Below are 26,947 nucleotides of genomic sequence, written 5' to 3'. Positions count from 1 at the left end.
CCATGAACGCGCCGATTGCCAATACCGTTCCGCTGCGCGCCGTGCCCGGCCCCAGCGAGAAATACCTGAACTACCTGCGCCGCGACCGCGCGCGCCGCCGCAACATCCGCATGGCCCAGGCGCTGCTGCTGGTGGTTTTTCTATGCGCGTGGGAAATCCTGCCGCGCATGCACATCGTCAATCCGCTGCTTACCAGCTATCCCAGCGCGCTGTGGCCCACGTTCCTGGAACTGTGGAACCACGGCAGCCTGGGCAAGCACATCATGACGACGCTGTCGGCCACGCTGGTCGGCTTTGTGCTCAGCATGGGCATCGGGATCGTGGTGGCGGCCGCACTGTGGTGGTCCGACTTTCTGTACAAGGTGCTGGACCCCTTCCTGGTGGTGGCCAACGCCATGCCCAAGATCGCATTCGTGCCGATCTTCTATCTGTGGCTGGGTTCCGATTACGCGGTCTACGGCATGGCGGTGGCCATTGCGGTGTTCGTGACCATCATGGTCGTGTACGCGGGATTCCGCGGTATCGACCTGAACAAGGTGAAGCTTGCCCACACCTTTGGCGCCAGCCGTTGGCAGGTGCTGACCAAGGTCGTGCTGCCGGGCAGCGTGCCCACGTTGATCGCGGCCGTGAAGATGAACATCGGCCTGGCGCTGGTGGGCGTGATCGTGGGCGAGTTCCAGTCGGCGGATTCAGGCCTGGGCTTTCTCATCATGAACGGCAGCCAGGTGTTCAAGCTGAACATCGTCATGACCGCCATCGTGATGCTGGCGCTGATTTCCAGCGTGATGTATCTCATCATCTACCGCGTCGAGTCCGCCGTGGCGCGGCGTTACGGCTAAGGAGGCAGCATGGAATTCCCCCAGTGGGTGAAGGATCGCGTCGTGGCCCGTCAGGGCTGCCTGCATCCCTATGACGAACTGCCGGCCGCGCGCACCGCGGTGGTGGTGATCGACATGCAGCAGTATTTCCTGATGCCGGGTTATCAGGGCGAATGCGCCCCCGCGCGCGAGATCATCGACCCCATCAACCGCCTGTGCGGCGCCGTGCGCGATGCGGGCGGGGTCGTGGTGTGGGTGCAGACGGCGTCGGACAACGCGGACGTGTTCTGGTCGCATCATCATGGCGTGATGCTCACGCCCGAACGCAGCGCCCGCCGCCTGGAGACCCTGCGGCGCGATTCGCCGGGCTTTGCGCTGCATCCGGACCTGCACGCGCAGTCCACGGACCCGCGCGTGGTCAAGCGCTTTTACAGCGCCATGGCGCCGGGTTCGTCGGAATTGGAACCCCTGCTGCGCGGGCTGGGCGTGGATACGCTGCTGATCGCCGGGACGGTCACCAACGTGTGCTGCGAATCCACCGCGCGCGACGCAATGATGCGGGACTTCCGGACCATCATGATCGACGACGCGCTGGCCGCGGTGACGCCGGCCGAGCACGAAAACGCGCTTCACGGCTGGATGCTGTTTTTCGGCGACGTGCTGTCGGTGGACGAAGCGGCCGCGCGGCTCAAACCCGCGCAGCCGTCGCGCCGGACCGCCTGAAGCGATCCGGCGCGACGGGTGACGGGTCCAGACCCGGGCCCAGCCCCAGGTCCAGACCCAGATCCTGAATCAGACTCAGCCCAGGTCCAGCCAGACCCGGCGCATCGTCGGATCCTCGGGATCGCGATCGTTCGTGAAGCCCAGGCTGGTCATCAGCGCCAGCATGGGCCGGTTCGTCGACAGCACCAGGCCGTCGATGTATTCCAGGCCCTGCTCGCGCGCGGCGTCGATCAGCGCCGTCATGAGCTGACGTCCCAACCCGCGCCGTTGCCAGTCGTCGCCGATCACCAGCGCGTATTCCGCCCCCCGCCCGTCGGGATTGCGCAGGTAGTGGGCAAAGCCCACCAGCACCTCGCGCGGATGGCCGCGATTGGCGGGATTGGGCACCTGCGTCGCCGCCACCAGGGCCAGTTCGCGGTGATAGTCCACCTGTGTGTAGCGCGACACCATGCGCGGCGTGAGTTCGCGCATCATCGACACGAACCGCATGTAGCGCGACCGCTCCGACAGGCCGCGAATGAATTCCTGCAGCGCCTCGCCGTCTTCGGGGCGGATCGGGCGCAGCACCCACGGGATGCCGTCATCGAACCGGCGCACCTGCACCAGCCGAGCCGGATACGGGTGGATCGCCATGTGCGGGTAGCCCGTGGTCTGCGGCGAAGCGCAGCCCGGCGTATCGGTCAGCGTCATGCGCAGGCCGCCGGCGCGCAGATGCGTTTCGCCCGCATAGAGCGGGTCGATGTCCAGGGATTCGATGTCGGGCAGTTCCGACACCAGCTCGGACACCAGCACCAAGGTCTGCTGCAGCGCCTCGGCGGCCAGGTGGCCGACCCGGGGGGCCAGCACGCGCCGCCACAGCCTGCTGCGCTCGATGAGTTGGCGCGCCAGATAGCCGTTCAGCGGCGGCAAGTCCATGCCGCGCTCGGCCAGCGAGAGCACCGCGTCCGGCCCGCCCGCGCCAAAGCGGATGACAGGGCCGAATTGCGGATTGCGCCGCACGCGGATCGCCATGGGCCGGGACTCGGCTTCGGCTGCCGTAGCCGACGCGGCCGCGTCGGACAGCGGCACATAGAACAGCGATAGCAACGTGCGGATTTCTGCGGTGTTCAGTTCGCGCCGGCAATCGGCGCGCACGCGCGCGACGATCTCGCGCGCGGCTGCCAGGTCCGGCACATGGCTGGCGGGTTCGGGCGGCTGCGTCTGCAACAGCAACTGCTGGTTGTAGTGGTGCGACGCCAGCACGCCGAACGCGTCCGCGGCCGACTCGGGCGTGCGGAACGCCGACGTGCCCGCATCGTCCAGCATGCGCCGCAACGGCCGCATGCCGGCGTCGCCCATGAAGCAGGTCACCACGGGTTTCTTGGCGGACGGCGCGATCTGCGCCAGTTCGCGCGCCACGGCGGGCATGTCGGCCAAGGCGTCGGGCGCCAGCAGCACCAGCACACCGTCCACGCCGGTGTCGTCCAGGACAGCTTCCAGCATGGCGCGGATGCGCTCGGGCGTCATCGGCAGATAGGTGATGACGGGGTTGGCGGTGCCGGCGTCGGGCTCCAGCATCTCGGCCAGCGCGCGCTGCGTGGCGGGCGCCAGGTCGGCGCGCAGGACGGCGGCGTCGGGGCCGATCAGATCCATGGCGAGCTGCGGGGGTCCGCTGCCGTTGGAGATGAGCGCCACGCGGCGGCCCTTGGGGCGGCGCGTGTAGCCCAGCACCTTCACGGCCGAGAAGAGCTGCACGAAGTAGCGCACGCGCACCGCGCCAGCCCGGCGCAGCGCCGCATCGAAAACGGCGTCGCTGCTGTCGGCATCGGAGCGGCCGGCCTTGAGCACGATGACCGGCTTGATGCTGGCCGCGGCCCGCAGTGTGCTCATGAACTCGCGGGCGGGCCCGACGTCTTCCAGGTAGAGGACGATGCTGTCCGTGCGCGGATCGCTGGCCAGGTAGTCCAGCAGCTTGGGCAGGCCCACCACTGCCTCGTCGCCCAGCGACACGGCGGTGGAAAAGCCGATGTGCACGTCCTCGGCCCAGTCCATGACGGCGGCCATGATGGAGCGCGACTGCGCCACCAGCGCCACGCGGCCGCTGCGCGCCAGCACCGGGTGCTGGCTGAAGTTCAGGCCCGCGTGCGGCCGCTGCGCGCCGAAAGAGCGCGGCCCCAGCAGTTCGCAGTGGTTTTCCTCGGCCCAGGCCCGGCACAGGGCCAGCGTGCCGCGCGGGTACGGGTCGGGCAATTCGTGCGGCAGCAGAATCACGGCGCGGGGCGACAACGGCGCCAGGCGGCGCAGCGTTTCGGGCAGCACGGCAGGCGACACGCAAACCAGGGCCAGATCAGGCCGGTCGCCCTGGGCCAGGCCTTCAAGCCTGTCCGGCAGGTCGGGGGCTGCACCGGGTTCGACGGCGACAACCGTAGTCTTTGTCTTCAGGGCGGGAGACAGGGAACTTGCCGCGGGCAGCGGCCGATCGGCCACGATCACCAGCGAGGCGGGTTCGAACATCGGCGCAAGAGCGTGTCTCAACATGGGGAGGTCGGGCCAGGGCCTGTTCACACTAATCTAAAATAGCGTTCATCGTATCAAGACAAGCCCGCTGTCCGCTTGATGAGGACACTGCCCGACGCCGCTTTGTGGCGCCGCAGCCGCTAACACTGCCACCTATGACTTCCAACGCCACTACTCCCATTCGCACCCGCTTCGCGCCCTCGCCCACCGGTTTCCTGCATTTGGGCGGCGCGCGCACCGCGCTGTTCTCCTGGGCCTTCGCGCGCCATCACAAGGGCACCTTCGTGCTGCGCATCGAAGATACGGACGTCGAGCGGTCCACGCCGGAAGCGGTGCAGGCCATACTGGACAGCATGGAATGGCTGGGCATGCAGCCGGACGAAGGCCCCTTCTACCAAATGCAGCGCATGGACCGGTACCGCGAAGTCGTGGCCCAGATGCTGGCCGCCGGCACCGCCTATCACTGCTACAGCTCGCCCGAAGAAGTCGAAGCGATGCGCGAGGCCGCCCGCGCCCGCGGCGACAAGCCGCGCTACGACGGCACCTGGCGCCCGGAACCCGGCAAGATGCTGCCCGCCATCCCCGAAGGCCGCAAGCCGGTGGTGCGCTTCAAGAATCCCCAGGACGGCGCCACGTCCTGGAACGACATGGTCAAGGGCACGATCAGCTTCGACAACACCGAGCTCGACGACCTGATCATCGCGCGTCCGGACGGCACGCCCACCTATAACTTCTGCGTCGTGGTCGACGACTGGGACATGGGCATCACGCACGTGCTGCGCGGCGATGACCACGTCAACAACACGCCCCGCCAGATCAACATCCTGCGCGCGCTTGGCGCCACCCTGCCGGAATATGGCCACGTGCCGATGATCCTGGGCCCGGACGGCGAAAAGCTTTCCAAGCGCCACGGCGCGGTCAACGTCATGGAGTACGACAACGAGGGCTATCTGCCCGAAGCCATGATCAACTACCTGGCCCGTCTGGGCTGGAGCCACGGCGACGACGAACTCTTTTCGCGCGACCAGCTCGTGTCGTGGTTCGACACCAAGCATCTGTCCAAGTCCGCGTCGCAGTGGGATCCCAAGAAGCTGAACTGGGTCAACGCCCACTACATCAAGCAGATGGACAACGCCGAACTGGCCGAACGCGTGGCCACGCGCGTGGCGACGCGGGGCGGCTATCCCGAGCAGATCGACCTGCCGGGCGTCATGGGCCTCCTGAAGGACCGCGCCGAAACGCTGGAACAACTGGCCGACGGCGCCATGCTGTTCTGCGGCGAGTTCAAGGGCGCGCCGGCCGACCTGGCCGAACAGCACCTGACCGCGCCGGCCCGCGAGGCGCTGGCCGACTTCGCACAGCGCGCGCAGGATGCAGAATGGACGCGCGAAGCGCTGTCTGCGCTGATCAAGGGCGTGCTGGCCGACCGCGGGCTGAAGATGCCGCAACTGGCCATCCCGCTGCGCGTGGCGGTCACCGGTCAGACGCAGACGCCTGCGGTGGATGCGGTGCTGGCACTGCTGGGCAAGGAAACGGTGCTCAAGCGGCTGTCGGCGATTTGAATCCGGGCGCCAGACACCCTCCGAAAGCCTACTGCCCAGGTGTCTGACACCCTTGAGAGATAACGGCCACAAACCCGCGACGGTCTCGGCAGGGTGTCTGACACCTGCATAAAGAAAGGGCCTATTCATCCAACGATGAACAAGGCCCTTTCTGTTTTCAATCTGGCGTCACGCCAACGCCCTCACCCCTGCTGCATCCCCGCCCTCGCCTTGAGCGCCCGGGCAAAGAACGCCCCCAGCAGCGGCAACAGCACGGCGGAGCCGCCGAACAGCGCGCCCGGTCCGATCTCGTCCACCACCGCCCCCGCCAGCGCCACGCCGGCCGCCTGCCCCATGAACAGGCACGACGCGAACCACGCGACCGCCGTGCCGCGCGCCGACGGCACCATCTGCGTTGCGTTCGTCTGCAGCGTCGCGTGCAGCAGGTAGTACCCAAAACCCGCCAGGACGCTCGCCAGCAGGCTCCACATCCACACCGGCCCCAACAGGTACGACAGAAACGCCACGCCCAGCACCAGTCCGCCCGCGACAGCCAGGCCTCGCTCGCCGAGCCGCTTGAGGATGCGCCCCGCGACGACCGTGTAGATCAGCCCGCCCACCGCGTACACGGCCACCAGCGCGCCCGCGGCCGTCAGCGAGATATCGAAGCGCTCATGCAGGTACGACGGCGCAAAGGCCAGCGCGCCGAACACCAGCAAGCCTTCGATGAACACCGTCGCCAGCACCACGCGCGCCCACCGCGTGCCGAGCACCAGCCGCGCCTGCGCGATAAAACCTTGCCGTGGCGCACCGGGATCGACCTGCGCAAATCCGGCCGCGCGCTGGCGACGCACTTCCAGATGCAGCAGCACGCCCACGATCAGATAGCCCGCCACGAGCGCGGCAAAGGCCCAGCGCCAGCCGACGGTATCGGCGAACAGGCCGCCCGCAAGCTGGCCGGCGGACATGCCGAGGATGGTGCCGGTCAGAAAGCGCGCCAGCGTCGCCTGCCGGCGTTCATAGGGGACGTTGTCGCCGATCCAGGCCATGGACAGCGGCACGATGCCCGCGCCCGCGGCGCCCGACAAGGCGCGGCAGAACACCAGCATATCGAGCGATCCGGCCATGACGGCGCCGGCGCTGCCCAGCGCGCACGCCACGGTGGCGACGCTGACCACGCGGTATTTGCCGTAACGGTCGCCCACCGGACCGAAGAACATCTGCAGCACGCCATACGCCACGGCAAACGCCGTGACCGCGCGCGCGGCCTGGCCGGTGGTGGTGCCGAATTCCGCCGCCAGTTGCGGCAGCATGGGATCACAGATACGGAAAGCGCTGGCGCTGACGAAGGCGGCCAGCGCCAGCAGCGCGATCGCGCGTGCTTCGGAGGACAGGGCGGGCATGGATAACCGGCGGCGGGGCGAAAGTCGAAGCCCGCACCTTACCGCAGCCCGGCCCGCTTGGCGAAACCGCCGGGCGAAGTGTCCGCCCGGCGCAACGCTCAGTAGGCGAGGCGATAGCCCGCCGGCATGCGGCGCGCCGTGAGCAGCATGCCGCCGCTCTTGAGTTCACGCAGCGACAGCTTGGATTGCTCGACCTTTTCGACGCGGTAGCGGTTCAGATAGATCGGATCGGTGGGGTCCACCGGCTCGCCCGCCGACTTGGTCGTGCGCATCGTGTAGACGCCGTTCTCCACGCTCCAGCAGCCCGTCTCACGCAGCGCGGGACGCGTCTTGCGGCCGATCTTGAGCAGGGATTCGTAGGACATCGTGCCGTCGGCCGACAGCACGATCAGCGCTTGCATGTCGCCGGCCACGTCGCGCGGACGCGAATTCGACAACCAGGTGCCGACCATCGGGTCACCAGCCTTGGCGGGCGTGCACGCCACCGGCTTGGGCGGTTCCGCGGGCTGGGCCTCGGTGATGGCGGCGGGCTTCCTGGCGGCGCAACCGGCCAGGATCACGAGGGCGCAGGCAACGCCTGCCGTACGCAAAAACACACTGCTCATGACTTCCTCAAGACGTGCGCCGACGCGCCGCGCCGATCACACCGGCACGTCCCAGGCGCAGCGGACTTCACGCACTCTAAATAGGCGCCAGGGAAGAATCAACGAGGATCCGCGCCGTGTGCAAATGCGCAACAGTGCGGCCGCGAGCGCGCCCGGAATCCGCGCGGAAACCGCAAAAATGCGTTGGTTTCAAGCGACAGAGCCTCTCTATATATAGAGCGCCCCGAAACGGCTACAGCGGCAGCCGCTGTTCGTGCTTGATCTCGCGCAGCGCCACGATGGTGCGCGTCTGCCGGATGCCCGGCATGTTGAAGAGGAAGCGATGCAGGAAGCGGTCATAGGCTTCGGGGCTTTCCACCAGGATCTTCAACAGGAAGTCCGAATCCCCGGTGACCGCATAGCACTCCAGGATTTCCGGCGCATCGCGTACCGACCGCTCGAAGTGTTCAACGGTGTTGGCCGAGTGCCGCTCCAGGCTGATCTGCGCAAACATGCAGCCCAGCCCCACCTTGCTGCGGTCGACCTGGGCGCTGTAGCCCTGGATCACCCCGCTCGCCTCCATTGCCTTCACCCGCCGCCACACCGGCGCGGCGGACAACCCCACCTTCTCGGAAAGCTGCTGCGCCGAGGCCCGGCCGTCTTCCTGCAGGGCCTTGAGGATGCCGATATCGGTCTTGTCCATTCGTTTGTCTCCTGATTTTTTTGGAATACGAAATGTTCATTGCGAATTATAGGGATAGCACGATCCAAAAACGCAATAAACCTGATCCCTCGCGAACCTATCATGGTGCCAAATACGAGGAGCATTGACTATGGACGGTACCCCCGCCGCCGCACCCGAGCTGGACCTTGAGTATCAGCTCGCCGACAACCTGACGCGCGAGTCCGGCCGCATCTTCCTGACCGGCACGCAGGCCCTGGTGCGCATGATGCTCACGCAGCGCCGGGTGGACCGCGAGCGCGGCCTGAACACGGCCGGTTTCGTGTCGGGGTACCGCGGATCGCCGCTGGGCGGCGTGGACATGGCCATGTGGAAGGCGCAGAAGGCGCTGGACGCCAACCAGATCACCTTCTTGCCGGGCATCAACGAAGACATGGCCGCCACCGCGGTGATGGGGACGCAGCAGGCCGGCGTGCGCGACGACCGCAATGTCGATGGCGTGTTTGCCATGTGGTACGGCAAAGGCCCGGGCGTGGATCGCGCCGGCGACGCGCTGCATCACGGCAATGCCGCGGGCGCCTCGCGCAACGGCGGCGTGCTGGTGGTGGTGGGCGACGACCACACCGCCGTGTCCTCCTCGATCCCGCACGCCAGCGAGGCCTCGCTGATCGGCTGGCAGATGCCCATCGTGCATCCGACGTCCATCGACGAATACGAGACCTTCGCGCTGTGGGGCTGGGCGCTGTCGCGTTATGCCGGCACCTGGGTCGCCTTCAAGGCGGTGTCCGAGACCATCGAAAGCGGCCACTCGTTCACCCCTGCCCCGATCCAGACCTACGACATGCCCGCGGATCCGGACATGCCGTCCGGATCGCTTGAGTATTCGGCGCGCGACTTTCTGTCCCTGGCGGTCGAGACGCGCATGAATCAGCGCATGAAGGCGGTCGCCGCGTTCGCGCGCCGCCACAGCCTGGACAAGCTGACCTGTCCGGCGCCCAAGGCAACGGTGGGCATCGTCACCGTGGGCAAGGCCCACCTGGACACCATGGAAGCGCTGGCGCGACTGGGCGTGGATACGGTGACGGCGAACGCGCCCGTACGCATCTACAAGCCGGGTCTCACCTGGCCGATGGACGAGGGCCGTCTGCTCGAGTTCGCGCGCGGCCTGTCGCACATCCTGGTCGTCGAAGAAAAAGGCGCGGTGGTCGAAAGCCAGATCAAGGACATGCTGTTCAACCTGCCCGAGCGCCCCACAGTCGTGGGCAAGAAGGGTCTGGACGGCGAGCCGATGGTGACGTCGGCCGGCCAATTGCGCCCGTCGCTGCTGGCCGCGCCGCTGGCCGGCTGGCTGTCGCGCGCCGCAGGACTTCCGGTGAACCGCGACCTGTCGGCATTCGAATGCCAGGCCCCGCTGTCCAACGACGCGGACGGGATGCGCCGCCGCCCTTACTTCTGCTCGGGCTGTCCGCACAGCACGTCGACCAAGGTGCCCGAGGGCAGCCAGGCGCTGTCCGGCGTGGGCTGCCACTACATGGCTGCATGGATGGACCGCGACACGGGTGGCCTGACGCAGATGGGCGGCGAAGGCGTCGACTGGATCGGCCTGTCCCGCTACACGAAGATGCCGCACATCTTCCAGAACATGGGCGAAGGCACGTACTACCACTCGGGTTACCTGGCCATCCGCCAGGCCGTCGCGGCGCGCGCCAACATCACCTACAAGATCCTGTTCAACGATGCCGTGGCGATGACGGGCGGGCAGCCGGTCGATGGCCCGATCTCGGTCCCGCAGATCTGCCAGCAGTTGCGCGGCGAGAACGTGGCGCGCATCGTGGTCACGACGGACGAGCCGGAAAAGTACCAGGGCGTGGACCTGGGCCCCGGCATCAAGGTCCACCACCGCCGCGAGCTGGACGCGCTGCAGCGCGAGCTGCGTGAAATTCCCGGCGTGACCGTGCTGATCCATGACCAGACCTGCGCCGCCGAAAAGCGCCGCCGCCGCAAGAAGAACCAGTTCCCGGATCCGGCGCGCCGCATGCTGATCAACAGCGCGGTGTGCGAAGGCTGCGGCGACTGCGGCGTGAAGTCGAACTGCCTGTCGGTCGTTCCGCTGGAAACGCCTTATGGCCGCAAGCGTGCGATCGATCAATCCAGCTGCAACAAGGACTATTCCTGCGCGGAAGGCTTTTGCCCCAGCTTCGTGTCCGTGATGGGCGGCAAGCCCAGAAAGAGCGCGGCGCCGAAGGCCGACCAGGAACGCCTGCAAGGCTTGATCGCCGGCTTGCCGCTGCCCGACATCCACGCGCTGGAGCATCCCTATCGCCTGCTGGTCGCCGGCATGGGCGGCACGGGCGTCATCACCATCGGCGCCATCGTGTCGATGGCCGCGCATCTGGAAGGCCTGTCCGCGGCAGTGCTGGACCTGACCGGGCTGGCGCAGAAAGGCGGCACCGTCGTCAGCCACATCCGTCTTGCACCCGCCGGCGCAACCGCCGGCCCCGTGCGCCTGGACTGGCAGCAGGCCGACGCGGCCATCCTGTGCGATCCGGTCGCCGCCGTCGCGCCCGATTCGCTGGGCGCCCTGCGCCGCGGCCACACCAAGGTCACGGTGAACACCTACGTGGCGCCGGTCTCCGACTTCACGCGCAATCCCGACGCCGCGATGCGCCCCGAAGCGCTGCTCGCCAAGATCCGTCACGCGGCCGGCGACACGCACACCGCGGCGATCGACGCGCACGAAGCGGCCCTGGCGCTCTTCGGCGACAGCATCCTGTCGAACATGTTCATGCTGGGCTATGCCTGGCAACGCGGCGGCGTGCCGCTGTCGCAGGCCGCCATCTACCGCGCGATCGAACTGAACGGCGTGGCGGTCGCGGCCAATCGCGCCGCCTTCGACAACGGCCGGCTCGCAGCGCATCAACCTGACGCGCTGCAAGGCGCCTTGCGTCCCCGGGCCCAGGTCGTGCAGCTTCACGTGCCCGAAACGTTCGAACGCGCCGTGGCGCGCCGGGTCGAAGACCTGACGGCTTATCAGGACGCCGCGTACGCCCGCACCTACCAGCAGGTCATCGACGCCGTCGCGGCACGCGAGCGGGAGCTGGCGCCGGACGCCAAGTCGCCGCGCCTGGCGATGGCGGTGGCGCGCGGCCTGTACAAGCTCATGGCTTACAAGGACGAATACGAAGTGGCGCGCCTCTATACCGGCGACGCGTTCAAGACGCAGCTGGAGGGTCAGTTCGAAGGCGACTACAGCCTGCGCTTTCACATGGCCCCGCCGATCTTCGCGCGCAAGGATCCGCGCACCGGCGTGCCGCGCAAGATGACGCTGGGTCCGCGCACGATGTCGGCACTGAAATTGCTGACGCGTCTGAAGGGCCTGCGCGGCACGTGGTTCGATCCGTTCGGCCACACGGCCGAGCGCAAGATGGAACGGGCGCTGGTGAAGGAATACCGCCAGACCATAGACCAGCTCGTTGCAGGGTTGACCTCGGACAACCTCGCGCAAGCGGCTACAATCGCCGCCCTGGCAGAAAACATTCGCGGTTTCGGCCACGTGAAGGCCGCGAATGTCGACAAGTATCGGACCGATCTGGCCCGGCTCATGCAGAGCTATACAGCACCGGCCTCACACGCCGTCCCCTTGCGGAAAACCGCATAAACAGCCGGTCTGAGTGGTCACTGACCTGGGCGCGCCTTACGGGGCGCGCCTAGTGCATTTGGTTACAATCTTTTGTGGGATTCGTCTTATCTTCTTCTTGTCCCTGTAAACCTCGATCACTAGAATTAGTGGCCAACGAGGGGTGCTACACTACATCTTGTGGTCGCCCAAGCGCGGATTCCCGCCGGCCACGCCTTACGGACTAGCCTGTCCGGACGTTGCGACCCCCATTACAAGATCCAATTTTGACCCGACATGACGCCGTCATGCCGTTATCTACGCGCTTTTACGCACAGGAGCTTCCATGCAGACTACGATCGCCTCTGTGACCCGGCCTTCGGCCGTGCCGCCCTCCCAAACCGACTCCCCCGCCGACGCCAATAGCGGCAAATGGGCCAGCTACAACATCATCCGCCGCAATGGCTCGGTGGTTGGCTTTGAGCCCAGCAAGATTGCCATCGCCATGACCAAGGCCTTCCTGGCCGTCAATGGCGGCCAAGGCGCCGCATCCGCCCGTGTGCGCGAACTCGTCGAAACGCTGACCGGCCAAGCCGTCAACGCGCTGGTTCGCAACCGCCCCAACGGCGGCACCTTCCATATTGAAGACATCCAGGACCAGGTCGAACTGGCGCTGATGCGCTCTGGCGAGCATGACGTCGCGCGCGCCTATGTCCTGTACCGCGAAAAGCGCACGCAGGAACGCGCCGCTGCTGCTGCCGCCGAAGGCCAGCAGAAGGCCGCCGCCGCGCCGCAGGAACACGTGCTGAACGTCACCGACGGCGGCGTGCGCCGTCCGCTGGACGTCGCCGAACTGCGCGCGACCATCGTCGCCGCCGGCGAAGGCCTGTCTGAATTCATCGACGCCGAAGCCATCCTGAAGGAAACGGTCAAGAACCTGTACGACGGCATCCCCGTCGACGAAGTCTTCAAGTCCGCCATCCTGTCCGCGCGCGCGCTGGTCGAAAAGGATCCGGCCTACAGCCAGGTCACCGCCCGTCTGCTGCTGCACACGATCCGCAAGGAAGTGCTGGGCGAGGAAGTCTCGCAAGACGGCATGGGCGCGCGTTACGCCGAATACTTCCCCACGTTCATTGCCCGCGGCATCGAAGGCGGCCTGTTGTCGCCCGAACTGGCCAACTATGACCTGACCAAGCTGGGCAAGGCGCTGAACGCCAAGCGCGACCTGCAGTTCGGCTACCTCGGCCTGCAGACCCTGTACGACCGCTACTTCCTGCACATCCGCGGCACCCGCATCGAACTGCCGCAGGTCTTCTTCATGCGCGTGGCCATGGGCCTGGCGCTGCGCGAGACCGACCGCGAAGCGCGCGCCATCGAGTTCTACGAGATCCTGTCCTCGTTCGACTTCATGAGCTCCACGCCCACGCTGTTCAACTCGGGCACGCTGCACTCGCAGCTGTCGTCGTGCTACCTGACCACCGTCTCGGACGACCTGGAAGGCATCTACGACGCCATCAAGGAAAACGCGCTGCTGGCCAAGTACGCCGGCGGCCTGGGCAACGACTGGACTCCGGTCCGCGCGCTGCGCAGCCACATCAAGGGCACCAACGGCGAAAGCCAGGGCGTCGTGCCGTTCCTGAAGGTCGTCAACGACACGGCCGTCGCCGTGAACCAGGGTGGCAAGCGCAAGGGTGCGGTCTGCACGTACCTCGAGTCGTGGCACCTGGACATCGAAGAATTCCTGGAACTGCGCAAGAACACCGGCGACGAACGCCGCCGCACGCACGACATGAACACGGCGAACTGGATTCCCGACCTGTTCATGAAGCGCGTCATGGAAGGCGGTGAGTGGACGCTGTTCTCGCCGTCCGACTGCCCCGACCTGCACGACAAGTATGGCCGCGCGTTCGAAGAAGCCTACGTGGGCTACGAAGCCCGCGTCGCCAGCGGCGAACTGAAGCTGTTCAAGAAGATGCCTGCGCTGACGCTGTGGCGCAAGATGCTGTCGATGCTGTTCGAAACCGGCCACCCGTGGATCACGTTCAAGGATCCGTGCAACATCCGTTCGCCGCAGCAGCACGTGGGCGTCGTCCACAGCTCGAACCTGTGCACCGAGATCACGCTGAACACCAACGAATCCGAAATCGCGGTTTGCAATCTGGGTTCCGTGAACCTGGTCGCACACATGAAGCCGGCTGCCGGCGGCGGTTTCGAACTGGACCACGACAAGATCAAGCGAACGGTCAGCATCGCGATGCGCATGCTCGACAACGTGATCGACATCAACTACTACGCCGTCGACAAGGCCCGCAATTCCAACGCGCGCCATCGTCCGGTGGGCATGGGCATCATGGGCTTCCAGGATTGCCTGCAGATGATGCGCGTGCCGTACGCATCGCAAGCCGCTGTTGAATTCGCGGACCGTTCGATGGAAGCGGTTTGCTATCACGCGTACTTCGCGTCGAGCCTGCTCGCTGAAGAACGCGGTCGCTATCAATCGTACGAAGGCTCGCTGTGGTCGCGTGGCATCTTGCCGCAAGACACGTTGAAGATGCTGCGTGATGAACGTGGTGGTCACGTTGAGGTTGATGAATCGAGCACGCTCGATTGGGATACGTTGCGCACGCGCATCAAAGAACACGGCATGCGCAACTCCAATTGCATCGCAATCGCCCCAACCGCCACTATTTCCAATATCATTGGCGTATCTGCGTGCATCGAACCCACTTTCCAGAACTTGTACGTCAAATCGAATCTCTCCGGCGAGTTCACGGTCGTTAACGATTACCTCGTGCGTGACCTGAAGAAACTCGGTCTCTGGGACGAAGTCATGGTCGCCGACCTCAAGTACTTCGACGGCAGCCTGTCCCGCATCGATCGCGTTCCGTCCGAACTCCGCGAACTCTACGCCACCGCGTTCGAAGTCGAACCGAGCTGGCTGGTTGAATGCGCGTCGCGCCGTCAGAAGTGGATCGATCAAGCCCAGTCGCTGAACATCTACATGGCTGGCGCATCGGGCAAGAAACTGGACGACACCTACAAGCTGGCATGGACGCGTGGCCTGAAGACCACGTACTACCTGCGCACCCTTGGCGCCACCAGCGCCGAGAAGTCCACCGGACGCGGCGGCGAACTGAACGCCGTCAGCGCAGGCAATCCGTCCACTGCTTCCGCCGTTGCCGCAGCACCTGTTTTGCCGGAACCCGAAGTTCTCGGGGCGGTTTGCACCATGCGGCCGGGCGACCCCGGCTTCGAAGAGTGCGAAGCCTGCCAATAACCGCCTCCGGAGAATGAATCATGATTAATTGGGACGACGACACCACCGCCACGCAACCTGCACAACCTGCCGCGCCCGCGGCGGGCGGTCAGGCTGCCCCGGAAGTCCGGGCGGCGACGGGTGTTTTCGGCGACACCGCCATGCCCACGCCGGCCGCGCCTGAACACGCTGCCGGCCTGGCCGCCAGCGGCTCGGCCACCTCGCAGCGCGTGAAGGTTGCCGACAAGCGCATCATCAATGGCCAGACCGACGTCAACCAGCTTGTGCCTTTCAAGTACAAGTGGGCGTGGGAAAAGTACCTGGCCACTTGCGCCAACCATTGGATGCCGCAAGAGATCAACATGTCGCGCGACATCGCCCTCTGGAAGAACCCGAACGGGCTCACCGAGGACGAGCGCCGCATCGTCAAGCGCAACCTCGGCTTCTTCGTGACCGCCGACTCGCTGGCCGCCAACAACATCGTGCTGGGCACCTACCGCCACATCACGGCTCCCGAATGCCGCCAGTTCCTGCTGCGCCAGGCCTTCGAGGAAGCCATCCACACGCACGCCTATCAATACATCGTCGAAAGCCTGGATCTGGACGAAGCCGAGATCTTCAACGCTTATAACGAAGTGCCGTCCATCCGGGCAAAAGACGAGTTCCTGATCCCGTTCATCGACGCGATCGCTGATCCCAACTTCAAGACGGGCACGCCCGAAGCCGACCAGACGCTGCTGAAGTCGCTGATCGTTTTCGCTTGCCTCATGGAAGGCCTGTTCTTCTACGTTGGCTTCACGCAGATCCTGGCGCTTGGCCGCCAGAACAAGATGACCGGCGCTGCCGAGCAGTACATGTACATCCTTCGCGATGAATCCATGCACTGCAACTTCGGCATCGATCTGATCAACACCGTCAAACTGGAAAATCCGCATCTCTGGACGCCGGAATTCCGCGAAGAAATTCGAGAACTCTTCCGCAAAGCGGTCGAACTCGAATACGCTTACGCCGAAGACACGATGCCGCGCGGCGTGTTGGGCTTGAACGCACCCATGTTCAAATCCTACCTGCGCTTCATCGCCAACCGTCGTTGCCAGCAGATCGGTATCGAACCTCTGTACCCCCAGGAAGAAAATCCCTTCCCGTGGATGGCGGAAATGATCGACCTTAAAAAGGAACGCAACTTTTTTGAAACTCGCGTGATCGAATACCAAACCGGTGGCACGCTGAGCTGGGAGTAACGCAGTACGCCATCGAGCCCGGCGCGGGCACGCCCTCTTCTCGTTGATGGGCGTCGCGTTCGCGACAGGCTTGATGGCAATCTCCTTGGTCAGGGTGTCTTCGAACACGTAGAACAAGCGGTCGGCGGCCTGTGGACAGGCTGCCTGCCGGCGCCATTTGAAATGGCTCGCGCCAAAGGAGCGGGGGCCATATCAAATGGCTGTGCCGAATTCATTAGCGCAAACCGTAGTAGCTGTTGCTCGCACAGAACAGCGGCATGCGCCGATGAATAGCCCGGGCACGGTCCGCCAATTGGCGGGTCGGGGCACGGGTTTAAGTTCTGGGACCCCTGAACCTAAGGAGCATGACCATGGCAACAGCCAAGAAAGCCGTCAAGAAAGCAGCGGTGAAAAAACCCGCCGCCAAGAAGGCAGCAGCAAAGAAGGCCGCTCCGGCCAAGAAAGCTGCCGTCAAGAAAGTCGCAGTGAAGAAAGTCGCAGCCGCCAAGAAGCCGGCCGTGAAGAAGGTTGCCGCCAAGAAGGCGCCGGCCGCCAAGAAGGCCGTTGCCAAGAAGGCAGTCGCCAAGAAGGCCGTAGCAAAGAAGGCTCCGGCCGCCAAGAAGGCCGTTGCCAAGAAGGCCGTTGCCAAGAAGGCAGTTGCCAAGAAAGCCGTCGCCAAGAAGGCCGTAGCCAAGAAGGCTGTCGCCAAGAAGACGGTTGCCAAGAAAGCTGTAGCCAAGAAGGCCCCGGCCGCCAAGAAGGCTGTTGCCAAGAAGGCTGTCGCCAAGAAGGCCCCGGCCGCCAAGAAAGCCGTAGCCAAGAAGGCCCCGGCCGCCAAGAAGGCTGTTGCCAAGAAGGCCGTAGCCAAGAAGGCCCCGGCTGCCAAGAAGGCTCCCGCTGCCAAGAAGGCTCCCGCTTCCAAGCCGGCTGTCGCCGCAAAGAAGCCCGCCGCCGCCAAGAAGCCCGCTGCGAAGAAAGCCGCTCCGAAGAAGCCCGCTACGCCGCCCACCACGGCTGCTGCGCCGGGCGCGAAGACCGCGCTGAACCCCGCCGCGTCGTGGCCGTTCCCGACGGGTGGCCGTCCCTAATCCGGACGCGCCGAAGCGTTAGCTTCATCAGAGCCGCCTGGTATTTACCGGGCGGCTTTTTTGTCGTCCCCGCGTCAATGCCATGCAAATGGCTGCCCCTTTGCACTAGGCCTGAAGCACTAGGACCGTACGCAATTTTTACGTCTGGCCGTGCGACAATTGACTCCTCTTTTTTGGGGTGATCGCGTCCATGCTCGGTGAAATCTTCCGCTTCCTTCTCGAAATCGTGTTCACGCTGTTTGGCGCGGCACTGATTGCACGCGCCTGGATGCACGCGATACGGCTGCATCCCTTCAACCCGCTGGCGCGCGCGATCTACGGCGCCACCAACTGGCTCGTGATGCCGCTGCGCAAGATCATTCCCGCCGGCAACAAGATCGACTGGACCAGCCTCGTGTGCGCATGGCTGTCGGCGCTGGTCTATCTGGTGCTGCTGTGGCTGGTGGCCATCGGCGCGCTGATTCCCGCCGCACTGCTGCCCGCCGCCATGGGTTCGGCGCTCATCATGACCGCGAAATGGGCGCTGAATCTGGTGGTCTGGTTGACGCTGATCCAGGCCGTGCTGTCGTGGGTCAACCCGATGGCGCCCATGATGCCGCTGCTGCAGTCGCTGACCGCGCCATTGCTCGATCCCATCCGCCGCATCCTGCCGCGCACCTCGATCGACTTCTCGCCGCTGATCCTGCTGGTGGCCGCGCAGATCCTCTTGATGGTCCTGGCTCGCCTGAGCTACGGCATGATGGGCGTGTAATCGCCCGCCGCACCATTGCTTTGCACAGCGCCCCCATCAGCGGGGCGCTGGTCCATCCGGCCGGCGTCTTGCGCTAGACCGGAATGGCGCTGTAGATCTCGATCAGCTTCTTGCGATCGATCTTGTGGTTGTTCGACATGGGCAGCGCCGGGCAGGCAACCAGCTCTGACGGCACCATGTACGGCGGCAGGCGCTCGGCCAGCCGCTCCTTCCAGCCGGACAAGGTCTCCGGCGCAAGCAGCGACGCCTCCTGTCCCGCACCGTCCAGCCCAGTCACGAAGCCGATCAACCGCACCGCGGTGCCGTCGGGACGGCGCAGCACCGCGCAGGCGCTCCCTTCCACCCCCGGCAGGCCGTGCAAAGCCTCGTCGATCTCGGCCAGCTCGATGCGATAGCCGTTCAGCTTGATCTGATCGTCCATCCGGCCGCGGCAAAACAGCAGCCCGCCCTCTTCCATCAGACCCAGGTCGCCCGTGCGGAACGCGCGGCGGCCATCGTCATAGGTGTAGAGCTTGGCCGCGTTCAGGTCGGCGCGGTTCAGGTAGCCGCGCATGACGTGGTCTCCCACGATGCAGATCTCGCCCTCGTCCACGAGCAGCACGCTGTCGGGCTTGGCGTGTCCGACCGGCAACGGATCGTGTGCCGCCAGCACCGCATCGGTAACTTCGATCCAGGTGGTGGCCACCGTGGCTTCGGTCGGGCCGTAGGTGTTCAGGATGGATGCGTCGGGAAAACGCTGGCGCAACTTCTTGGCCAGCGCCGCCGGCAGCGGCTCGCCGCAGAAGAGGAACGTGCGCAGCGTCGGCAGCGTGACGGGCGAGAAGTCGCGGTTGGCCAATTGCTGGTGGGCGAACGACGGCGTGGACACCCACACCGTGATGCCGTGGCCGGCCAGCCGTTCCATCCACGGGCCGGGCGCGGCGATCTGTTCGCGCGCGTTGAGCACGCAGCTGCCGCCGGACGCCAGCGTGGCGAAGACCTCGTACATGGACAGGTCGAAACTGAACGGCGCCTGGTTCATGAAGACGGGCGCCTCGCCCAGGCCAAAGCTGCCGAGCATCCAGTCGCCGAGCAGGCCGACGCTTTCGCGGCCGATTTGCACGCCCTTCGGATCGCCCGTGCTGCCCGACGTGAACATCACGTAGGCCAGGCCACGCTCTTGCAGCACTTCGCCCTCGCCCGCCGTGAAGGTGCCGGCCGCGGCATCGAAGACGGCGGCGGCGCGCACGATCTCGACGATGCGGCGCAGACGCTCAGCAGGGTAGATGGTGTCCACCGGAACGAACGGCGCGCCGATGAGCAGCGCGCCGACCATCGCGACGAAGAACGCGGCTTCCTTGTGACCGTAGATGGCCACCGGCACGTCGGGCGCCACGCCGTGCTGGCGGGCGGCGTCGGCCCAGGCCTCGGCCTCAGTGCGCAACTGCGCCCAGGTCAGGCTGCGGTCGGCGGCGGCAACGGCCAGCGCGTCGGGCGCGCGGCCGTCGTCGGCGAACTGGAAGGACTTCAAGTCGAAACGCATGCCGAAGCTCCCGGCGTCAGATGGGACTGCGGCCGCTGAACACGTACAGCGCCAGTGCGGCCAGAATCAGGGTGAGCACGCGCCCCAGAAAGCGCATGACGGGCTTGGCCAGCAGCGCCTGCAGACCGGGCCGCGTGCGCGCGGCGTTGATCAGCAGGTTGTGGCCCACTGAATACGCGCCGAACATCAGGCCGCTGACGATGTAGTGCAGCGACAGGCCGTTCCACACGCCCATCGCCAGCAGCGTCGCGAAGATGCCGATGTTCTGCGCCGCAAGCCGGTGGCGGCCGAAGAAGCTGGTCTTGCTCAATGCCTTGTAGATCGGCATGAACACGACATCGCGCAGCCATTCGGACAGGCTGATGTGCCAGCGACGCCAGAAATCCTGCGGATTCAGCGTGGCCAGCGGGTTGCGGAAGTTGATCGGCAGCGTGAAGCCGAACAGCATGCCGATGCCGATCGCCATGGTCGAGTAGCCGGCAAAATCGAAGAACAGGTAGGCGCTGTAGAGCGAGGCATTCAGCGCCACGCCGGTGAACGAATAGTCGTGCGCGTCCAGCGTGGCCAGCCCGTAACGCCAGATGAGCTCGGCAAGGCCAAACTTCTGGATCACGCCCACCATGATGAGTTCCAGCCCGGTCAGCCAGGTGTTCAGGTTGACGCCTTCGTAGCCGCGCTTCAGATCGGCCTGGAAGGCGCGCCAGCGGTACATGGGACCGGCCAGCAGCGTCAGCGGGAAGAACAGGTAGATGAAGTAATCCAGCGGCGAGACGCGCTCGTTGCGCGGCGCGAACAGCAGCACGTCGATGGCGCGGAAGGTGGCGAAGGACAACCCGAGCATGGCACCCAGGTGCGATACGCCGGTTTTGACCAACAGCAACGGCGTCATCGTGATGATCACCGCCAGCCAGGTCGGGATGTAGTTGCGGCGCATGGCCCACAGCGCGGCGCCGGAGATGGCGAAGAGCGCGATGGGCTGGTACGGCCGCGCCCAGAACACCGCCATCCAGACGCCCAGGCAGATGACGCCGATGATGTGGCGATAGCCGATGCGCAGCGGCATGCCGGACGATCGGTAGGCGACCAGGCCGAGGCCGCCGAACAGGGCGCCGCCGAAGAAGCTCAAGCTTGCGAAGAGTTCCATGGTGCGCTCAGAACTGCTGGTATTGGAATTCGACCTTGATTGGTCCGCCGCTGCCCGTCGTGGGCTGCGCCTGCAGCACGAACACGAGGATCACGCCCACGTACAGGCACAGGTGCCAGAAGAAGCGGCGCGCCCAGGCCACGCCCGCATTACGGGCTTCGTCTTTACGAAAGAGTTTCATCGGGAAAAATACTCCGCAATGCCTTGATCGGCCATGGCCCAGCCAAGTTCGGCCAGGTGCATGTCATCGCGCAGCATGCCCGGCTCGAAAGGAATGCTGTAAAGATCCAGGCACCCCATTTGGTACCGCGTGCACATGCCGGTGATGGCGGCCACCACGGGGTCGAACCGTTCGACGTCCAGGATGAGCTTGGGGTTGAACGGCTGGATGACGAAGTACGCCTTGACCTTGCGCTTTTGCAGCAGCGCCATCACACGTGAGAGGTCTCCCAGCTCGGTACGGGTGATGGGATCGACGTCCGCGAATTCATTGCGCGCGGGCGAGTACAGCGGCGCGAGGTACTGCTGGTAGTAGTCGTCGCGCACATCGTAGGGGTTGTTGCCGCCCAGGTTGTGTTCGACGACGCGCGCTTCGTGCGTGATCCGCGACCACTGTCCGGCATTCAGGCGGGCGGACATCGGCCAGGACACGTAGCGGTGCGCGGGCACGGACAGCTTGGTGCGCGGCTTGTCAGGGGCCGGCTCCTGGCGGGCATGCCACCACAGCGCCAGCTTGTCTTTCAGCTCGGACACCTGACCATTGGCGATGAGCCACAGCAACCCCCAGTTCGCGTTGTCGCTGATCCAGTTCTGCATCTGCTCGCGCGTACTGGGCTGGTCCCACAACCGGTCCCAGACCGGTCCCGTGACGTGCTCGGCAAACGCGCTGCGCGGCAGCTGCCCGCCCGACGCGAACCAAGCCGGCGACAGCATGATGACCAGGCGCGTGTTGGGCGTGAGCGAGTCCGATACCGATTCCAGCACGCTGACGATGCCATACGACTGGAACATCGCATGGCCGTACGCGAGCGTCGGCACCTTCAGCTCTTCGGGAAAGAAGCGGTAGGGAACGAAGCGCAGGTCGTGGCTGGACAGCTCGGAAGAGCCCAGCACCACCAGCGTGCCGTCGCTGAGCGCGTTGCCCAGACGGTTCAGGTTGACGTGCTGGGTGCCCCAGTCCGGCCCGAGGTTGGGCAGGTAGTTGCTCTTGTCGGCCGCGATGGCCGAGGGCGATGATGACGGATTGACGACGCGGCTGAGCAGATCGTCCGCCCCGCAATACGCCCCTACCGCCAACGCCACCGCCGTCGCTGCCGCCGCGACGTGCGACAGGAACCGGGTATTACGAAGTATGGGCAGCGACATAGCCGGCAAGCACGCGGACCGACTGAAGGTGTTCTGCGATTTCGGGAGCCGGGATACTGCAGCCGTACTCGGACTCGACCGCCAGCGTGATGTCCACGGCGGCGAGCGAATCGACCAGGCCGGTGGCAATCAGTTGCGTGTCGGGGGTGACTTTCTTCATGACGATCGACTCGACGATCTCGCCGATCTTGGTGTGGAGTTCTTGCTCGGTATGCATAGGTATTGCAGCGTAACGTTGCCTGTTCGGCAAACCATCCCCCGCCCCGGGATTCAGGCGACGAGGATACAGAAAACAGCTGAAACCAAACTGAAAAATTCCAGCCAGCAAGCGGGGCTTCCGGAAGCACGTGGTTACATTAAATCCGGACTGCCGCGCCGTGGCAATCATTGCACTTCGGCCGTCGAATCGCCATGAAACTTATGGAGGAAATGGCGAGAAAACGCTTGGAAAGGTAACGTTCGCGGGTAAATCCCGGGGGGCTGCGTTGCGGGCGAGCGACAAAAAAGCCCGCTTGCGCGGGCTTTTTGATTGCGGGCTGGGCCGATTACATCGGCGTGACGCGGGTCGGACCGGCGCCGCTGATCACCTGGACGCGCTGGCCCACGCTGATGGGCACGTCGGCTTCCTGGGCGACCACGCGGGTCTCGCCGTTATCCAGGCGCACCGTGATCTCCAGGCCGGAGTTCTTCTGTGCGCGGTTTTCGACGGCGTTGCCCGCCAGCGCGCCAAGGATGACGCCGCCGACCGTGGCGATGGTGCGGCCCGTGCCGCCACCGATCGCATTGCCGGCCACGCCGCCCAACGCACCGCCGGCCACCATGCCGACGCCGCTGGACTTGTCGTTCTGGATGACGATCGGACGCACGCCGGTGACCGTTCCGTTACGGACGATCTGTTCGCGCTGCGCTTGATCGTAGCTGTACACACCGCTGGAGGCGCTGGGGTTTGCGCAACCGCCAAGCACTGCCATCGACGTCACCACAGCCGCGACAGCCAGCCAACGGCCGGTACGCGGCGTCACCAGGGAAAAAGACTTTATATGATTCATTTGGACTCCTCATTCGGGCACGACCGACGGTGACTGATGATACTCCGCCCGCAACGCCCGGCAAGCGCACCCGCAACAGACTGAAACGCTCCGCCAGAAGCTGCAAACTCAGGCGCGAAACAACGGGCTACAGCCCGTTGCCATTGAATATGCGCTGACGTTCGACCTGTGTGCGAGGTGTCGGTTCCCGGGGAGTCCTGGCCGATCAGGCAGGCAGATGGATGCCGTAGGTGGCGTGCAGCACGGCGTCGATCTCGGCACGCGTCGGCACATGGTTCTGCGGGCCGCGCGAAGCGATCTTGATGGCGCCCATCACATTGCCCAGGCGGCAGCTGTCTTCCCAGCTCCAGCCGCTGGTCAGGCCGTACAGCAGACCACCGCGCTGCGCGTCGCCGCAGCCGGTGGGATCCACCACCTGCGAGGCGCGCACGGGTTCGATCTGGATGGTCTTGCCTTCGGTGTGCAGGGTGGCGCCTTCGGCGCCACGCGTCACGACCACCGCTTGCAGCGTGCGCGCAATGTCCGCGACGCTGCGGCCGGTGCGCTGCTCGACCACGCCGGCTTCGTAGTCGTTGACCGTGAGGGCCTGCGCCAGCTTGAGCATGCGCTCGAGGTCGGCGCCGTCAAACAGCGGCATTGCCTGGCCCAGGTCGAAGATGAAGGGGATGCCGCGCTTGTGCAGGCGTTCGGCGTGGGCAAACATGCCTTCTTTCGCGTCCGGCGCAACGATCGCCCAGGCGGCGTCGGCGTCGCTCAGGTCGTTTTGCGCGGCAAACGACATGGCGCCCGGGTGGAAGGCAGTGATCTGGTTGTCGTCCAGGTCGGTCGTGATGAAGCACTGTGCGGTGAACGTGTCGGGAATGACCTTGACGCGGCTGACGTCGATGCCCAGGCCCGACAGCCGCTGCATATATTCGCCGGCGTCTTCACCGATGGTGGCCACCGGCACCGGCGCGCCGCCCAGCAGGTTCATGTTGTAGGCGATGTTGCCCGAGCAGCCGCCAAATTCCTTGCGCATGCTGGGCACCAGGAACGACACGCTCAGCGACTGGATGCGGTCGGCAAGAATGTGTTCCTTGAAGCGGCCTTCAAACACCGCAATGGTGTCGAACGCCATCGAACCGCAGACCAGAACAGGGGTTGCCATGCTTGTCATCCTTTACGGGAAAAACTTGTCGAGTTGGTAGCCATTGACCTGAACGCCGGTCACTTCAATGGGGACTGAAATCTTCAATGCACCCTGGGGACCGAACGGTCCCTTCAACTGTTCGGGCGTGAGGTAATTCTCGGGCATCAGCACCTTGCGCACGACCACCGTGTCGGACAGGTCGTTCAGTTCAAGCACCAGCGCCGGCCAATGCTGCGGCTTGTCGTAGCGGTTGTGCAGCATCACGGTCAGCACCAGGCGGGTGCGGCCGTCATCGATGGCGGCGGCGCCCTTGGGCGGCTGCAACGACGACGACGAAATGCTGATGAGATCGCGGCGGCGCGCGTAGCCGACCGTGCAGTCCAGCGGCTTGCAGGCGGCCTCCAGGACCGGTCGCAGCGCCGGCACGGAATTGGCGATATCGGTGCGGTATGCGTAGAGCAGTTGCAGGGCAAGCACGATCAGGCCGATGAGGCAGGCGTAGGCCCACAGCTTGCGCACCAGGCCGCTGCGCTCGATCCGGTCCTGGTCCAGGAACTCGGGCGGCGCACGGCCCACGTCGGTGGCGCTGGAATAACGCGTGCGCGTGTCGCCCAGCACCGGTTCGTGGGCGGCGTGATCGAGGTCGTCTTCGTCCTCGTATTCGTCGTCGCGCTCGATGTCGCGGACATCGTCGCGATGCTGGTCGCGAAAGTCGTCGGCGATGTCGTGGCGAGGATCTTGGCGGGGGCCTTGGCGCGGGTCGTGGCGAACATCATGGCGCGGATCACTGCGCACGTCGCTGCGCGGCTGCCCGGCGCGCCAGTCCAGCGTTGGCTCGCCGGACCGGCTGGCGACGATGGGTTCGTTGCGAAACACGGGGGGCCGCGGCGCGGGCGCGGTGCGGGGCGGCTCCGGCTCGCGCAGGAATGGTTCGCCGTCATCGTCGAGATAGTCGTCGTCGTCGGCGTGGTCATCCGGCATGGCCGCTTCCGGCTCGGCGCGCTTGCGGATGTCGTCGCGGCCGCGCAGCACGGCGGGCGGAATCGAAGGCGCGGGCGGCGCCTCGGGCTCGTCTTCCCAGGGCAGAATCACGCGCGGCTCAACTGGCACGGCGGGCGTTGCGCGGGGCGGCACGATGGCGGGCGGCGGCACATGCGGCGGCACATGCGGCGGCACATGCGGCGGCACATGCGGCGGAACCGCCGCCGGACGCACCGGGGTGAGGGCCGGTGCAGGCGCCGGGGCCGGTGTCGACACCGGCGTAAAGGCCGGTTCCGGAAACGGTGCGGCGGGCGGATGCGGCTCGGGCGCGGCCAGCACGGGCGCGGCCAAGGCGGCGGCGGACGATGGCAGCGGCGCCGCGGCCGGCGGGGTGATCGCGACAGGCGCACCCGGCGCGGATACCAGGCACGCGCGGCCATCGAAAACGGTCGAGCAGGCGCCGCAACGCACCAGGCCATTGCGGACCCGAAGCTGATCAGGCACCACCTTGAACGAGGTGCCGCACTGCGGGCAGCGGGTGGTCAGAGCCATGAGGCGTGCTCCTGCTGCCGGGACTCAGGACTTCTTGCCGTGCAGGCAGACCCAGCCGTCGCGCGCACGCCAGACCGACATGGCCAGCCAGGGCGCATAGGCGGCCGCGACCTCCTCGGCCTGCCGTTCCAGCACGCCCGACAACACCAGGTGGCCACCCGCGGCAACGCGTCCGGCCAGCATGGGGGCCAGCACCTTCAGGGGGTTGGACAGAATGTTGGCGACCACGACTTCGAACGTGCCGTCCGCCAGTCCGTCGGGCAGCATGGCCTGCAGCTCGACCTTGTTGACCTCGGCGTTGAACACCGTGCTCTGCACCGCCTGCGCGTCGATATCGACCGCCTGCGTGGGGCCGGCGCCCAGCTTGCGCGCCGCGATGGCCAGGATGCCGGATCCGCACCCGTAGTCCAGCAGGGTCGCGCCGGCGGGAAGCTCGGCTTCGAGCCACGCCAGGCACAGGTGTGTCGTCGGGTGGCTGCCGGTGCCGAACGCCAGGCCCGGGTCCAGTTCGATATGAATGGCGCCGTCCTGGTCGGGCAAGGCCGTGTCCAGGCCGGGCACATCGGGATTGTCGCGGTGCCAGCTGGGCACGATCCAGAGACGTTCGGCGATGTGGATCGGGCCGAACTGCGATTGCGTCAGGCGCACCCAGTCGGCGTCCGGCACGTCGCGCAGGCTCCAGCCGTCGAACACCGATGCATCGAGCTCCCCGGTTTGGGCGGCTTCTTCCATGATCTGCGCGGGATCGGCGCCGTCGGGCAGCAAGGCGACGACGAGATTGCGGTCCCATGCCTGGACGTCGGGCTCGGTGCCCGGCTCGCCGAACAACGGCCGCTCAACTTCGGTGCCGAAGTCGGCATCTTCGACGGAGACCGACAGCACGCCGGCTTCGAGCAAGGCGTCCGACAGGGCTTCGGCCTGCGTCTCCGAGCAATGGAGCACGAGTTCACGCATGATTTTTCTCTTCCATCTGGTCAACGGGCCGCGGCATCCGCCGCGGCCCGATCAACCTTAAAACATCAACAAG

General features: G+C 65.7%; 21 protein-coding genes. 8 read left to right on the top strand and 13 right to left on the bottom strand.

The window, feature by feature from the left end; all coding sequences use genetic code 11:
• Nucleotides 1-2 precede the first annotated feature (2 nt).
• Both AB3147_RS03020 and AB3147_RS03015 read left to right on the top strand, forming a co-directional pair.
• Nucleotides 3-839, top strand: coding sequence for an ABC transporter permease (locus AB3147_RS03020; RefSeq protein WP_175139121.1), 837 nt, complete (start codon nt 3-5; stop codon nt 837-839).
• Nucleotides 840-848: 9 nt separating this feature from the next.
• Nucleotides 849-1,541, top strand: a complete 693-nt coding sequence (locus tag AB3147_RS03015; protein WP_286900487.1) for an isochorismatase family cysteine hydrolase — start codon at nt 849-851, stop codon at nt 1,539-1,541.
• A 75-nt stretch (nt 1,542-1,616) separates the two neighbouring features.
• On the opposite strand, the gene AB3147_RS03010 is transcribed toward AB3147_RS03015, so the two are convergent.
• Nucleotides 1,617-4,058, bottom strand: a complete 2,442-nt coding sequence (locus AB3147_RS03010; RefSeq protein WP_367351409.1) for a bifunctional acetate--CoA ligase family protein/GNAT family N-acetyltransferase — start codon at nt 4,056-4,058, stop codon at nt 1,617-1,619.
• Between the two features lie 134 nt (nt 4,059-4,192).
• On the opposite strand from AB3147_RS03010, the gene gltX reads away from it, so the two are divergent.
• A complete protein-coding gene (gene gltX, locus AB3147_RS03005; RefSeq protein ID WP_367351408.1) occupies nt 4,193-5,599 on the top strand; it encodes a glutamate--tRNA ligase in 1,407 nt (468 codons plus the stop codon).
• 182 nt (nt 5,600-5,781) lie between these two features.
• Here the strand turns inward: gltX and AB3147_RS03000 are convergent, their stop codons facing one another.
• The 3 genes from AB3147_RS03000 to AB3147_RS02990 form a co-directional block, all read right to left on the bottom strand.
• Nucleotides 5,782-6,981: an MFS transporter gene (locus AB3147_RS03000; protein ID WP_218342178.1), complete on the bottom strand. Its 1,200-nt coding sequence runs from the start codon at nt 6,979-6,981 to the stop codon at nt 5,782-5,784.
• A gap of 98 nt (nt 6,982-7,079) precedes the next feature.
• Nucleotides 7,080-7,586 carry a hypothetical protein gene (locus AB3147_RS02995; protein WP_367351407.1) on the bottom strand — a complete coding sequence of 169 codons (507 nt, stop codon included), beginning with the start codon at nt 7,584-7,586 and terminating at the stop codon, nt 7,080-7,082.
• Nucleotides 7,587-7,818: 232 nt separating this feature from the next.
• Nucleotides 7,819-8,268 (bottom strand): Lrp/AsnC family transcriptional regulator, encoded by a 450-nt coding sequence (locus AB3147_RS02990; protein ID WP_175126229.1) that lies wholly within the window; start codon nt 8,266-8,268, stop codon nt 7,819-7,821.
• A 130-nt stretch (nt 8,269-8,398) separates the two neighbouring features.
• On the opposite strand from AB3147_RS02990, the gene AB3147_RS02985 reads away from it, so the two are divergent.
• From AB3147_RS02985 to AB3147_RS02965, 5 genes are all read left to right on the top strand, one after another.
• Complete coding sequence (locus AB3147_RS02985; RefSeq protein WP_367351406.1) at nt 8,399-11,905, top strand: indolepyruvate ferredoxin oxidoreductase family protein; 3,507 nt, start codon at nt 8,399-8,401, stop codon at nt 11,903-11,905.
• 304 nt (nt 11,906-12,209) lie between these two features.
• Nucleotides 12,210-15,140 (top strand): ribonucleoside-diphosphate reductase subunit alpha, encoded by a 2,931-nt coding sequence (locus tag AB3147_RS02980; RefSeq protein ID WP_367351405.1) that lies wholly within the window; start codon nt 12,210-12,212, stop codon nt 15,138-15,140.
• A 20-nt stretch (nt 15,141-15,160) separates the two neighbouring features.
• Entirely contained in the window at nt 15,161-16,360 is a 1,200-nt protein-coding gene (locus AB3147_RS02975) for a ribonucleotide-diphosphate reductase subunit beta (protein WP_056564436.1), read from the top strand.
• A 350-nt stretch (nt 16,361-16,710) separates the two neighbouring features.
• Complete coding sequence (locus tag AB3147_RS02970) at nt 16,711-17,427, top strand: histone H1-like DNA-binding protein (RefSeq protein WP_367351404.1); 717 nt, start codon at nt 16,711-16,713, stop codon at nt 17,425-17,427.
• Between the two features lie 190 nt (nt 17,428-17,617).
• Nucleotides 17,618-18,178, top strand: coding sequence for a YggT family protein (locus AB3147_RS02965; protein WP_056566878.1), 561 nt, complete (start codon nt 17,618-17,620; stop codon nt 18,176-18,178).
• A gap of 73 nt (nt 18,179-18,251) precedes the next feature.
• Here AB3147_RS02965 and AB3147_RS02960 read toward each other — a convergent pair whose 3' ends face one another.
• The 9 genes from AB3147_RS02960 to prmA form a co-directional block, all read right to left on the bottom strand.
• Nucleotides 18,252-19,700 carry a D-alanine--poly(phosphoribitol) ligase gene (locus AB3147_RS02960; protein ID WP_175126233.1) on the bottom strand — a complete coding sequence of 483 codons (1,449 nt, stop codon included), beginning with the start codon at nt 19,698-19,700 and terminating at the stop codon, nt 18,252-18,254.
• Between the two features lie 16 nt (nt 19,701-19,716).
• On the bottom strand, nt 19,717-20,844 hold the full coding sequence (locus AB3147_RS02955; protein WP_175126234.1) for an MBOAT family O-acyltransferase: 1,128 nt from the start codon (nt 20,842-20,844) through the stop codon (nt 19,717-19,719).
• A 7-nt stretch (nt 20,845-20,851) separates the two neighbouring features.
• Nucleotides 20,852-21,025 (bottom strand): hypothetical protein, encoded by a 174-nt coding sequence (locus tag AB3147_RS02950; protein ID WP_175126235.1) that lies wholly within the window; start codon nt 21,023-21,025, stop codon nt 20,852-20,854.
• Nucleotides 21,022-22,209, bottom strand: coding sequence for a D-alanyl-lipoteichoic acid biosynthesis protein DltD (locus tag AB3147_RS02945; protein WP_175126236.1), 1,188 nt, complete (start codon nt 22,207-22,209; stop codon nt 21,022-21,024). Before AB3147_RS02945 ends, AB3147_RS02950 begins: the two co-directional genes overlap by 4 nt.
• Complete coding sequence (locus AB3147_RS02940; protein ID WP_008159625.1) at nt 22,187-22,426, bottom strand: acyl carrier protein; 240 nt, start codon at nt 22,424-22,426, stop codon at nt 22,187-22,189. Before AB3147_RS02940 ends, AB3147_RS02945 begins: the two co-directional genes overlap by 23 nt.
• A 328-nt stretch (nt 22,427-22,754) precedes the next feature.
• Nucleotides 22,755-23,258 carry an outer membrane lipoprotein gene (locus tag AB3147_RS02935; RefSeq protein ID WP_175126237.1) on the bottom strand — a complete coding sequence of 168 codons (504 nt, stop codon included), beginning with the start codon at nt 23,256-23,258 and terminating at the stop codon, nt 22,755-22,757.
• 205 nt (nt 23,259-23,463) lie between these two features.
• The gene (locus tag AB3147_RS02930; protein ID WP_175126238.1) at nt 23,464-24,405 is read right to left on the bottom strand and encodes a carbohydrate kinase family protein; all 942 of its coding nucleotides are present in this window, start codon (nt 24,403-24,405) and stop codon (nt 23,464-23,466) included.
• Between the two features lie 12 nt (nt 24,406-24,417).
• Nucleotides 24,418-25,920 (bottom strand): DUF3426 domain-containing protein, encoded by a 1,503-nt coding sequence (locus AB3147_RS02925; RefSeq protein ID WP_367351403.1) that lies wholly within the window; start codon nt 25,918-25,920, stop codon nt 24,418-24,420.
• A gap of 24 nt (nt 25,921-25,944) precedes the next feature.
• On the bottom strand, nt 25,945-26,874 hold the full coding sequence (gene prmA / locus AB3147_RS02920; protein WP_175126240.1) for a 50S ribosomal protein L11 methyltransferase: 930 nt from the start codon (nt 26,872-26,874) through the stop codon (nt 25,945-25,947).
• Nucleotides 26,875-26,947: the final 73 nt, after the last annotated feature.

Source organism: Achromobacter animicus (genome assembly GCF_040775605.1).
GTDB classification, from domain to species: domain Bacteria; phylum Pseudomonadota; class Gammaproteobacteria; order Burkholderiales; family Burkholderiaceae_B; genus Achromobacter; species Achromobacter animicus.
This window is presented reverse-complemented; position numbering and strand designations above follow the sequence as displayed.